The organism is Bartonella sp. AP36NXGY, assembly GCF_042195865.1.
GTDB lineage: Bacteria > Pseudomonadota > Alphaproteobacteria > Rhizobiales > Rhizobiaceae > Bartonella.
Map to the genome: position 1 here is coordinate 1 of NZ_JBHIPD010000136.1, position 691 is coordinate 691.

Annotated in this window: 1 pseudogene; it reads right to left on the reverse strand. The window is 41.2% G+C overall.

Going from position 1 to position 691, the window contains the following annotated elements:
* Positions 1 to 42 precede the first annotated feature (42 nt).
* Positions 43 to 672, reverse strand: a pseudogene (locus ACFINX_RS10315) (cytochrome b N-terminal domain-containing protein).
* Positions 673 to 691: the final 19 nt, after the last annotated feature.

A 691-nucleotide genomic window follows, 5' to 3' on the forward strand; every position in this document is an offset into this window, starting at 1 on the left:
TTTTTTTTTTTTTTTTTTTTTTTTTTTTTTTTTTTTTTAAGTTCATTTGAGTAGATTGTTCTCGATCAAGGAGGTTAGTGGTATTAGGATTAGAATTGTGATGAAGTATGTTATGGATGCTAGTTGACCAATGAGAATGAAGGGTTGATTTACTGGTTGGCTTCCGATCCAGGTGAGGGTTAGTAGGGTTGTAATTAGGAGTCAGAACAGGAATTGGCTAAGTGGGCGGAATATTATGCTTTGCTGTTTGGAGTTGTGAAGTATGGGGATGATAGATAAGATGAAGATTGATAGGAAGAGCGCTAGTACGCCTCCTAGTTTATTAGGAACGGATCGTAGAATTGCGTATGCAAATAGGAAGTACCATTCTGGTTTGATGTGTGGAGGGGTATTTAGTGGGTCGGCTGGGGTGTAGTTGTCCGGGTCGTTTAGGAGGTCGGGTGAAAGTAGTGTTAGTGTTGTTAGGATGAAAAGGAGGAGGATTAGGCCTAGGATATCTTTGATTGTGTAGTAGGGGTGGAAGGTGATTTTGTCTGAGTCTGATGAGATTCCGCAGGGGTTGTTTGATCCTGTTTCGTGTAGAAACAGTAGATGGACTGTTGTAAGGGCGGTAATAATGAAGGGTAGAATAAAGTGTAGGGTGAAGAATCGTGAAAGGGTGGGGTTACCAATGGAGTATCCGCCTCAGATT